Consider the following 10,899-nt stretch of genomic DNA (forward strand, 5'->3'; position numbering starts at 1 on the left):
GAGGTATTTAAAAGCAGATTGGCAAGGTTTAGCAGATACTGGGTAGATTGGTTTAATAAAGGGCGTGTGAATAGCACACTAGGCTGTTTACTACTTTCTGATTTTAAATAAATACTAAAATGCTTTATTCATTTTTAAGATAAAGATAAAAAGTACGGGGCTTAGAAATACCCATAGAGCCACAAAGCTGATACTGTAGCTAAACCGGGTCCGTAATAAAACCATTACGACGAATAAGAAAATACCTGCAGCGAATTTAGTGTACGTAGGAAAATTCGCTAAAAAAGCGTACCGAGATTTTCGGGTTTTTAGGATCTGCTTTGCACTTACCGCATAAAAACCAAAACAGCTTAGCCATAAAAGCCCCATGATTGCGATCCATATCATATGGAAGACTCCTGCTGTACGGCTTTCAGTTTGGTCTGGATTTTCTTAATAGCCTTTTGCTGAATGGGCGTAATTTTCTGGTGTAACAATAGGGCAAGCAGTGCCAAGGTCCATAACATCAGATCAATACGCAAAAAAGGCCAATAAGTCGCAAAAGAATCAACATATTGCTGGGAAACTAAATAATAAATATCAATCAGGGGAATTATAAAGGCAGCACAAATCAGAAGTTTAAGCTGCATTCTCCATATATCTTGCTGTGGGGTTACACATGCCAGGATAAAACTGCCAAGCCAGATAGAGAAAAAACTATAAATTTCATAATTTGGTGCACCTACAGGAATACTGATAAAACGATTCGCATAGAGATATCCCAGCATGGCAAGCGGCAAGCCAATAATTATGGTGATATTCAAGCGGTTCACTAAATAGTGTCCGAGATGAAACCGCACTGATTTTTTCTGCATCTGGCGTTTCAGGCTCCACAGCAGCAATCCGGATGCAATCATTGCGCAGCCTAATATGCCGGAGAAAAATAACCCTAAACGTAAAACAGGTTCGGCAAAACGTGCCATATGTAAACCATACATGCTGGCATTTAGTGTGGCAATTGCACTTTCATTTCGTGTATTTTCAAGCAATTTTCCGGTAGCAGCATTTAAAATAAGCTGTGCCTGATTTCGTGTAATGGAATGATCTTTGAGCTGAGTTAAGGTTATGTGTGCCAGCTGGGTATTGGGCTGCTTGACCGTGATATTGTCAAATTCCGCATATCCCCAGTGTTGCTGTGCCGTGGTGATAAAATGTTGAATTGGCAGCATCTGGGTTTTCACAGGAACTGAGTGGGTGGCTGATGTATTGATTGTGCGAATTTCTTCAAAATATTGAAAGGGATTGTCTGGATAAAGTTTTTTCATACCGGAAGGCAGCACGATATAAAAGAAAATCGCCAACCCGGTAAATGTCATGGTCAAAAAGAACGGCAGGGCAATCACTGAACTGACATTATGAAAATCCAGATAAGAGCGCTGTCCTTTAAAGGCTCTTAGGGTAAAAAAGTCTGTCAGGATTTTTTTATGGGTAATGATTCCTGAAATCAGAGTCAATAACATGATAAAGGCAGCAATCGTCACAATCAGCCGACCAATGGTGTAGGGCATACCATAGAGCTGAAAATGAAAATTATAGAAAAAATCTCCCCCTTGTGTGGCTGAAAGCTGTAATTCTTTTCCTGTCGAAGCATTCAGGGTTTTGACTTCATAGCCACCATCCGCTTTTTGCCAGTAGACTTTATTCACCGGTGAGTCTTGATTGGCGACTCCGATATACCAGTTTTGGGCGTCCGGTGCATGCTGCTGTAAATAGCTGTAAGCAGATTTTAAGGCAGTTTCCTGATTGACTTGCATTGTGGCAAATTCAGGCTGCATCCATAGACTGATTTCATGTCGGTAATAGGTGACCGCGCCTGTTAAAAAGATCGCAAAGAGTAACCAGCCAAAGCTTAAACCCAGCCATGAATGTAAACATGCCATGGATTGACGGACAGATTTATGCATGGTTTAACCTATGAAGCGGGAGAAGAGAAATAAAATAAGTAAAGGAATCAGGCTATAGATAGAAAGCTTTTTTAAACTTTGGATACAGAAGATTCCAATCACAAAACAAACATAAAAAATCAGGGCAGTAAATGCAGCCAAATAGACAGACTCAGCTTTAGGCAGAAAAGCCTGTAGAAAGTAAGCCAGATCGAGTGCGATTAAATAACTGCACAAGTAGCCAATGCCAAAGGTCATGCCTAAGCGATAGAGAATGGCAAGTGGCTGCACTACAACAGACATCATATTTGGCCTTGAATAAATCTATACTGATGAAAATCTAAAAACTTAATAAACAAAACTTAAAGTCGTTACCAGATACTGTTTTTTATAGGCCTGCTGATTCAATTTTCCTGCCTTGTCTGCTTCTTTGCCAACTTCAATGACATATTGACCTTTCCATGGCGTGGCGATCGTAATCTGGCCTTGGCCGTTGGTGGTGTATTTTTTTAGCCAGAATTGCGGGGAAAAGACTGTGACTTCAACATCCGCAGCAGCTTTACCCTGATACAGTACCGTAAATGTATTGCTGTTGATCTGGGTCGGGACAATATCTAGTTCTGACTCTGCTTTCAAGTTTTGTCTGCCGGATTTGGCATGATAGCTCAACAATGATTCTCCATAGATCAATTCATGACTGAGCTGGACATCTGTCTGGCCTTGGGTCGCATAAAGCAAATGATCTTGTTGCATTTGAGGACTAAAGCTTTTTCTAGACTGAACGGCCTTTGCTTGATTAAAAGACTTCAAGGCACCTTGCTGCGTTTCTTTAAGCTGTTCACTATATTCACCAAAGAACGCATGAGTCTGCTTATCTGTATCACGTTCCAGCCAAAGCATATGCGCCTGAGCTGAAAGTGTCATAGACAGTCCGAGGGTCAGAGCGATCATTTTTTTCATTTGTTTTACCTGTTTTTGTGTATGTAGTGATGATTTAGCCCTGAACATGTCGTCAAGGCTAAGTTTGAAAATCAGTATTTAAATTTCACAGCAACGCTGTAATTTGCTGGTGCACCATAAAAACCTTGCTGATTCGGGAAATTGAACAGATATTTTTCATTGGTCAGGTTATTACCATTGGCTTGCAAGGTCATATGCTCATTCAGCTCATAGCTGGCCATTAAGTTCACGAGCGCATAAGCATCCTGCTCAATGATTCCAGCTTTCTGGGTAATCACTCCATTGGCGGTTGCTTCAGGCACATCTAGATAGGTCTGATCTTGCCACTGCACACCAAGGCCCAGTTTCAGTTTTGGAAGTTGCGGCACCTGATAGGTAGTTAAAAGATTAAAAGACTGGGTTGGATTGAAGGTACGCGCATCACCGCCATTGATCAGATCTTTCAGGCTAAACTGGGTATAACCAAAGCTTAAGTTAAAATGGTCGGTCAGTTGTCCCGCCAAGCCAAACTCGTAGCCTTGGGAACGCAGGTCACTGACCTGAGTTGTGCGTAAAGTCGGAATACCATCAGAATCACGAAGCGGATAATTACTTTGCTCCGTTCTGAACACAGCCATGGTGGCGGTAAGCTTGTCATCTAGCCAAGAACCTTTGACTCCGACTTCATAGCTTTCACCTTCGATCGGTTTGTTAATGCTGCCATCATCTGCTCTGGTGGTTTGCGGACGGAAAATCGAGGTATAACTCAGATAGCCTGTATATTCAGGGCTAAAGTTATAGGTCAGACCGGCATAGGGTAAAACTTTATCTTCATCATAAATGGTGTCGGTCCCATAACTGCTACCACTGCTTTCAGCCTGAACATAGTTCGCACCTAAAAGCAGTTTCAGATCATCATTCAGATGCAGTCGGGTCGCAGCATAAAGGCTCTGGTTCTTCTGCCGGATATGCATTTCACCACTGGTTTTCGACATATCCCAGCTTGGTTCTTCGGGTGTAAAACTGGCTAAATCTGTGGTCAGCGGATTGACAAAGCTGCCAGCATAACCCAATTCATCCAGACGATTTTTGGCCCAGACATAGCCCAATGAGGCTTCATGGCGTTGTCCCCAAAGCGGATAGGTGCCGCTAAAACTCAGGCTGGCTTGTTGTTCTTTATTGTCATCAATATACATGCCTGGGTAGAGGAAGATGCCTGAAGTGCCATTTGCGCCAGGTTTGCCGGACAGAAACAAGAGCTTTGAATCGCGTTGTGTACGTTTTTCATCATAGGTCAGTTTGGCTGTCCAGTCGCCACCCAGTTTTTGTTCAAGCTCGGCAAAGTAACTTTTAATATTGCTATCCCAGTGCGCCCAGCTTGGACTGTAATTATAATTCCGTGAGTAACTGAGCTGCTCGCCTTCAGTATTGATCAGTGGATTAGAACCCCAATTGACACCATTCGGCTTGTGATTGGTTTCAGTATAGCCAGCAGTCAATAGAGTTGTGTCAGTAATATCTGCCTCCACAACAGCACCTATGCCGTTCTTTTCTAGTTCATAACGATCCAGATAACTGTCACCAGTCTGTTGATAACCAAATACACGGCCTCTGACTTTTCCATCCTGGGTGAGAGGAGAAGATACATCTGCTTCATAGCGCTGGGTATTCCATGAGCCGTAACTGGCATTCAAGGCTGCCTGAAGTTCCTGAGTAGGGCGTTTGCGAATCATGTTAATAGTTGCGCCGGGATCGCCAATTCCATTATTTAAGGCATTCGCGCCTTTGACCACTTCGATACGGTCAAACAAAAAACTGTCTGGATTATCATTATTATAATTATAGCCTTCGAGTGGAATACCAACGCCATCGACTAAAACATTTGAAATCTCGAAACCTCGGGCAAGGTAGGAGGTCCGTTCCGTTTCCTGATTGCTGACGATAATGCCAGGGGTATTGCGCAGTACGTCCCGGGTATTATCCAAGGCAAAGTCATCCAGTTGCTGGCGGGTAAGGACATTGACTGTTTGCGGCGTTTCCTTAAGTGGAATATTCAGTTTTGAGGCGGTTGACGAGTTTTGGATGATATAGGCTTTACTCTGTTCAGAGCTGAGCTCACTCTGTTCTGATTCCGCTGTAACGGTAATCGTCGGTAATTGCTGAGTATCATCGGCAAAACTTTGTTGTGTAACTAAAATCGAAAAACTGAGTAAAGATAGTTTAAATGATGAAGGAACGGTAGAAGACATTTTGGCTAATGTAAATGATAATAATTATCACTAATGTTATTATTTAATATATCTTAAAGCAATCTCAACATAACAGGAAATATGAATGAAAAATGGGTTAATGATAGGTAAATTTCCAAATAAAACTTTAATGTAAGGATAGGGAGCAATAAATATCACTATTAAAAAGATGTTATTACCTTACCTTTGTGCTCCTGAACGGCTTTGCTGCACTAATACCTAACACTTTGATTTTATTATATTTATTTTTTATTAAAGTTTTATAAGACCCTTAAAAATCAGTATCTTGAAAAATATTTATGCAATAAAGCCACGAAGAGATAAAGCTTATCCTGTGCTGTTTGCATCTCAGCGATGTCGATATGAAAGTAACAATTGAAGCGCTTCCTGACAGGGCGATCACCTTGTACCTTAGGCAGTCATGAAATACCATGCCGCTGCAAGCAGCGGTGTAACGACGAGCGTGTCAGATAAGGAATACTCGGCTGCAATGCATAAAGGCAATCGTCTAGCGGCAACAAAGTGCGTTTTTGAAAAGCAACAATTGCCGCCTCATCTTCAGGCGATAACACGCTTGAGCGAGGATTCTTTGGCCCGGTTGTAAGATCATCTACTGAAGTACGTTTCTTCCATTTTGCGACGGTTTTTTGATTGATGCGGTAACGCTTGGCTAGCGTTCTTAAGCTCTCTTGACTATTTTGTATTGCTCGACGCACTGTCTATGTCGTTGTGACGCTGCTGTGTAGAACTTGTCCCATAGTGCTTCCTTTCATTTCTCTAAGAATGTTGCACCATTAAAATCTGGGACTAAACATCTAGCTAGAAAGTTCCACAGTTTGAAATTAAACGTCGATAAGCCAAAAAAAAGCACAAGCTACCGATCATTCCAAGATAGAGCAGTTTAGGCAAGATCAGTGTTGTAGGCACACCCATCTGATTGAGTTGAATAAACGTCTGCACAATTTGGGTAGAGGGCAGGATTTCGCCAACGACTTGCATCCAGGTGGGCATGGCAGCATGCGGCCAGGCCGCACCAGATAAAAAGAACAGTGGAATAGAAGTGAATACAATAACATGCCCCGCACGTTCCGGCAGATCCAGAAAACTGGCAAATAGGCAGGTCATGCCAATTATCGTGTAGATAAAAACCGCAACAGCCAGCAGCATCCCGAGCAGGTTGCCACCACGTGGATAATCAAATAGCCAGAAGCTAAAGCCGAATAAATAGAAACATCCCAGACAACCAATGGTGAAGACCGCTAAACACATCCCAATCAATGCATTTGTGTTTAATTCTATTTTTCTTTCCCGATATACCAAAATCAGCATACTCAAACCCAAAAGAATGGTTTGGTGGATAATTAAAGGTGCAACCGCAGGAAAGACATAGCTGCCATAGCCGGACAGCGGATTAAATAAAGGAATTTGATGCACAGAAAGAGCAGGTGAAAAATCCGAGACCTTGCTAAAGCGTTCAGTATAGTCTGCCAAAGTTTGCTCAACTGATGTAGCTAAGCCCAGACCAATTTGTTTGGTCACTAAAAAGTTGGCAGTGCTTAAATACAGTCCAATTCCGCCTGTTTCACCATGCCTTAAGCTTTGCGATAAATTGTCCGGTAGTAACAAGATACCATCGGCTTTTTGAGATTCAACCCATTGTTTGGCTTCGGCAAAATTGCCGGTAATCGCCTCAATTTCCACATTGGGGCTTTGTGCCACCTGACTAATAATACGGGTGCTTAAGTTACTTTGTTCTTCATCGACAATAATAATGGGTAAGGCTTCAGCCTGCTGTGCCTGATAAGCGGTTGGATAAAAAAAGCTGTAAAATAAGACGGATAGAATAAGCGTGGTAAAGATCGTGCCGTGACTGACAATATCCTTGAAGCTTTGCAGATAGTAAAACCAGAGGGATTTCATTGGACTGCTCCTTTAGCTATTTTTTTAAGAAACAGATAAGCCAGCAGAGCGTAGACTAGGGCATAGATCAGCAGCATTAATCCAGCTTGCAGTGAAATATGCAATGGACTACCAATCACCCATTGTTCAGTTTGTAATTTGGCATAGGGCGTAAACGGAATAATATTGGACCAAAACTGGGTGAATAGGGGCGCATTATTTAAAGGGAGGGTCACACCGGCAAAACTTAAAGATGAACCGCCATAGACCGCAATGATGCCGAAAGATTTACTTAAATCTTTGGTTGCCAGAACCACTGCACTGCTTAAAAATGCATAAGCGCTATACAGCAGAAATTGCGCCAATAGAATCAGGCTGAGCGAGCCGGCAACAAACCAGCCGCGAATTTCAATCAGCCAGAACATCCAGATCCAGGTCCATAGACTAAAAATAGCCACATAGACCAGATTTTTAGACAGCAATGCCATCCAGATGGACGAGTTGCTGATCCAGCTTGTTAAGGTCTGTCGCTTCAGTTCCTGACCGACGGAAAATGCCACACAACAACACAGCAGTAAATGCAGAATTGCCGGAATGACATAGGGTTCCAGATAGAATTCATAATTCAGTTGTGGATTATACAGCGGCGATATTTTGATATGCGGCGACGGTGCTTCGAGAGAAGGCAGCCGGTTGCCCAGATATTGCTGTCCGCCAAATTCAGCCAGTGCTTGTAGGGTACTGACCAGCATGGCAGAGGAGATGGTATTTCCGATACTGAAATAACTCTGGTTAAAGGCAATACTGATGTCAGCATCCTGGGCACGAACCAGACGTTGCTCGGCACCGCTTGGAATATGGATATAACCCCAAATTTTATTTTGATTTAACAGGCGCTCAATTTCAGCTGTTTGTTCCGACACCGTAGCAATTTTAAGAGTATGATTCAGCGCCACATGCTGATAAATGCTTTGACTCAGCGCACTCTGGTCTTGATCAATAATCGCAATCGGTAAATGATCCGGTTTCCCTTGAGCAAACATGCTGCTGAATAAAATAATCACCAGTGCAGGTGCCAGCGTGACCAGACACAGATCCCATTTTTCTCGGAGCAGATAGCGCAGTTCGCGCCATATACCCGTCCACATTATCGGGCCTCTTTCAGTTTAAATAACACGCTCATCCCAACTTTCAGTTCAGGAATCGCTGGTGCGGGCACAAGATGCAGCTTAAAACTTCGCACATCATAACCGCCGGTTTGGCGTGTGGTCTTAATGGTGGCAAATTCACCTTCAGCACTGATCTGCTTGATTTGAAAAGTGGCGGTTTTATCTAGGGCGGGAATATAACCTTCAATACTGCTCATTTTCTGAAATGGGGCATATTGGTCTTCACGAATATTCAGGCTCACCCACATTTGATCTTCAATCAGGCTGACCACAGGGACTGCGGTGGCTACCAGCTCCGAGACTTTTCCATAGGTTTTAGACACCGTTCCGTTTACAGGTGCTACTAATTGGGTTTCTGCCTCTAATGCATTGGCTTCATCCAGCGCAGCCTGGGCAATATCTACTTGTGCATCGGCAGAACTCTTTTGCTGCGAGGTGCTGCCACGTTTGGCACGTGCGTATTGCTGATACGCTGCTTCTGTCATTTGTGCCGCTGATTGACTGGCTGCATACAATTCATCACGGCGCTGGCGTGAAATCACACCTTCCTTAAATAAATTTGCACCACGCTCATAAGAAACTTTGGTTAAATTTTGCTGTGCTTTCAGCGATTGCCAGTTGGCATACAGGCTGGCGATATTTTCTTCCTGCGAGCCACGTTCAGCAGTCGATTGTAAGGCCAGCGCAGATTGCAAAGCCGCTACAGCTTGCTGTTTTTTGGCCTGAATTTCCGGGCTGTTTAAGCGCACCAGCACATCGCCTTTTTTGACCTGCTGACCTTCTGCTACATAAATTTCTTCAATACGGCTTGGCACTTTGGTCGCCACCTGAACCGTTTCAGCTTCTACACGACCCTGCAATTCAAGCGGAGCGGGTTGATAGCTTTTCCATAATCCAAAAGCGATGACTGCCAGCAGAACTGGAATCAGGGCGAGCAATAAATATTTTTTCTTTTTGGAGATTTCAGGAGCTTCTTCATGCTCGGTGGAAGTCGTCGCGTTATTTTCTATTTCAGTTTTTGTTTCTACCTGTTGTGCAGGCGATTTTTCTGTATCGCTGGATGAAGCCGCTTCATTCACAGGATCATTGGATTTTTGATCTTCGTTCATGTTCGGCTCCATTAGCGAATAGAGTGGGTGTTGGTATGTTGGATGTAGTTCGGAAATTCTGCAATCGAGCCATGGCTTTGTAATAGGGTAGCCAGTGACATCACATATTTGTAGGCATTCAAGGCAGTTTCAGCTCGTAGTCCGCTCAGCATATTTTGTGCATCGATGACCTGTGTGGCGGTGCCCATATCTTCTTTAAAAGACAATTCTTGGATGCGTAAATTTTCCTGTGCGGCTTTCAAGTTTTGTGCCAGAAGCGCATCACTTTGCTGTGCGCTGAGTGCTTCGCTATAAGATTTATAGATCAAATTTTCAATTTCTTGCTGGGTGCGTGCAGTGAGTAATTCTGTAGCAGAGCGTTTGAGTTCGGCAGCCTGAATATTTTTGTTTTTATCAATTCCGGAAAACAGGTTATAACGTGCGGCAACTCCGACAATCCAGTTTTCATTTTGATCCAGACTATATTCACCAAAAGCAAAAACATTCGGTTTTTTTGCCGCTTGCTGGGCTTTGACATTGGCTTGGGCCAATTGGGTATCCAGCTGCATTTTTTGAATCAACGCAGAGTTCTGACTAAAAGTTTTTAGCAGATGATTTAAGGCCTGTGGCTCGGTTTTATTGACAAATAAAGGCGTCGAAAGTTCGGTGATGCTACTTTCCTGAAGCAGATTATTCAGCTGGAACAGCGCAGCATTCAAATTGGCTTGTGTGTTTTGCTGGCTGCGTTCGGCATTATTACGTGCCACTTCAAATTGCATGCGCTGGCCTTTACTGATAAAACCTTGCTGTTCCATCTTTAAGGCGTTGCGATAATGCTGCTGCATGGCATTCAAGTTAAACAGTGCTGCTGCATGCAGTTGCTTTTGGAGCTGGACATTGAAATAACTTTGAATCAGTTCAAAACGCTGCGTATCTTGCTGCTGTTTGTTGCTGAGCTGACTACGACCTACTTGAATATTGGCGATTTCTTTGGCGCTGCTTGTCAGTCCACCGGTATAAAGCGGCATCATGACTGAAACCGTCGGGCGAATCACCTGATCATCCAGCACGACATGCGAACTATCAGGAATTAAGCCAACTCCATTTTGAATAGGTTGTCTTAAACTATTTTTTAGCGGGTCAGCCAGATCACCTAAGTTCAGTTCATCAATTCTATTATTGACACCATCCGTTAAGGATTGCTCTAAATTATTTTTTAATGCACCTAAAGGCAGATCGAGTTCATTATGAAAGGCATACGCACGAACATTCAGATCGACACGCGGCAGACCTACGCCTTTTACTGCTTCAGCTTCAAGTTTTGAAGCCTGCTCCAGACTTTGATAGGCTTGGCTGCTATAAGAGTTTTGCAACAACTGACGTTCAGCGTCCTGAAAGCTGATGCTCTGCGCATGAGCAAAGCTGCCATACATCATCGATGCAAGCAGATTTAACCCCCAGACAAGCTGTCTTTTATTTTTCTTTAAGTTCATAAAGTCGCTAAACTGATTTAAAGCCGGTAATGTTATCCGGCTAGTATAAATCAAAGGTATGCAGATAGAACTAGTGTAAAGTTATAGTATTGTTTCTTGTACATTTGTCTATAAAAAAGGAAGCTTATGCATCCTTAATA

General features: G+C 43.1%; 9 protein-coding genes and 1 pseudogene. All 10 read right to left on the reverse strand.

Annotated elements, in window-relative coordinates; translation table 11 throughout:
• Positions 1–114 precede the first annotated feature (114 nt).
• Complete coding sequence (locus LOZ91_RS14635; RefSeq protein ID WP_100358270.1) at positions 115–387, reverse strand: hypothetical protein; 273 nt, start codon at positions 385–387, stop codon at positions 115–117.
• Complete coding sequence (locus LOZ91_RS09480) at positions 384–1,943, reverse strand: PepSY-associated TM helix domain-containing protein (protein ID WP_004733135.1); 1,560 nt, start codon at positions 1,941–1,943, stop codon at positions 384–386. The genes LOZ91_RS14635 and LOZ91_RS09480 overlap by 4 nt, the downstream gene beginning before the upstream one ends.
• Before the next feature lie 3 nt (positions 1,944–1,946).
• A complete protein-coding gene (locus tag LOZ91_RS09485) occupies positions 1,947–2,228 on the reverse strand; it encodes a hypothetical protein (protein WP_004281957.1) in 282 nt (93 codons plus the stop codon).
• Positions 2,229–2,270: 42 nt separating this feature from the next.
• Entirely contained in the window at positions 2,271–2,882 is a 612-nt protein-coding gene (locus LOZ91_RS09490) for a DUF4198 domain-containing protein (RefSeq protein WP_005093768.1), read from the reverse strand.
• Positions 2,883–2,953: 71 nt separating this feature from the next.
• Positions 2,954–5,110, reverse strand: coding sequence for a TonB-dependent siderophore receptor (locus LOZ91_RS09495; protein ID WP_004281955.1), 2,157 nt, complete (start codon positions 5,108–5,110; stop codon positions 2,954–2,956).
• A gap of 305 nt (positions 5,111–5,415) precedes the next feature.
• A pseudogene (locus LOZ91_RS09500) lies at positions 5,416–5,826 on the reverse strand (IS481 family transposase); the annotation flags it as partial.
• A 103-nt stretch (positions 5,827–5,929) separates the two neighbouring features.
• The gene (locus LOZ91_RS09505) at positions 5,930–7,030 is read right to left on the reverse strand and encodes an ABC transporter permease (RefSeq protein WP_244783093.1); all 1,101 of its coding nucleotides are present in this window, start codon (positions 7,028–7,030) and stop codon (positions 5,930–5,932) included.
• Complete coding sequence (locus LOZ91_RS09510; protein WP_004733131.1) at positions 7,027–8,157, reverse strand: ABC transporter permease; 1,131 nt, start codon at positions 8,155–8,157, stop codon at positions 7,027–7,029. Before LOZ91_RS09510 ends, LOZ91_RS09505 begins: the two co-directional genes overlap by 4 nt.
• Positions 8,157–9,287 carry a biotin/lipoyl-binding protein gene (locus LOZ91_RS09515; RefSeq protein ID WP_005093775.1) on the reverse strand — a complete coding sequence of 377 codons (1,131 nt, stop codon included), beginning with the start codon at positions 9,285–9,287 and terminating at the stop codon, positions 8,157–8,159. Before LOZ91_RS09515 ends, LOZ91_RS09510 begins: the two co-directional genes overlap by 1 nt.
• A gap of 11 nt (positions 9,288–9,298) precedes the next feature.
• Positions 9,299–10,759, reverse strand: a complete 1,461-nt coding sequence (locus LOZ91_RS09520) for a TolC family protein (protein WP_005093777.1) — start codon at positions 10,757–10,759, stop codon at positions 9,299–9,301.
• Positions 10,760–10,899 lie beyond the last annotated feature (140 nt).

The organism is Acinetobacter sp. F-1, from assembly GCF_022869025.1.
GTDB classification, from domain to species: Bacteria; Pseudomonadota; Gammaproteobacteria; order Pseudomonadales; family Moraxellaceae; genus Acinetobacter; species Acinetobacter pseudolwoffii.

What these genes read in the sequence shown, in the direction of transcription:
- LOZ91_RS09490 (WP_005093768.1), bottom strand. Translation starts at nt 2,882, where the DNA reads ATGAAAAAAATGATCGCTCTGACCCTCGGACTGTCTATGACACTTTCA.
- LOZ91_RS09520 (WP_005093777.1), bottom strand. Translation starts at nt 10,759, where the DNA reads ATGAACTTAAAGAAAAATAAAAGACAGCTTGTCTGGGGGTTAAATCTG.
- LOZ91_RS09485 (WP_004281957.1), bottom strand. Translation starts at nt 2,228, where the DNA reads ATGATGTCTGTTGTAGTGCAGCCACTTGCCATTCTCTATCGCTTAGGC.
- LOZ91_RS09515 (WP_005093775.1), bottom strand. Translation starts at nt 9,287, where the DNA reads ATGAACGAAGATCAAAAATCCAATGATCCTGTGAATGAAGCGGCTTCA.
- LOZ91_RS09480 (WP_004733135.1), bottom strand. Translation starts at nt 1,943, where the DNA reads ATGCATAAATCTGTCCGTCAATCCATGGCATGTTTACATTCATGGCTG.
- LOZ91_RS09510 (WP_004733131.1), bottom strand. Translation starts at nt 8,157, where the DNA reads ATGTGGACGGGTATATGGCGCGAACTGCGCTATCTGCTCCGAGAAAAA.
- LOZ91_RS09505 (WP_244783093.1), bottom strand. Translation starts at nt 7,030, where the DNA reads ATGAAATCCCTCTGGTTTTACTATCTGCAAAGCTTCAAGGATATTGTC.
- LOZ91_RS09495 (WP_004281955.1), bottom strand. Translation starts at nt 5,110, where the DNA reads ATGTCTTCTACCGTTCCTTCATCATTTAAACTATCTTTACTCAGTTTT.
- LOZ91_RS14635 (WP_100358270.1), bottom strand. Translation starts at nt 387, where the DNA reads ATGATATGGATCGCAATCATGGGGCTTTTATGGCTAAGCTGTTTTGGT.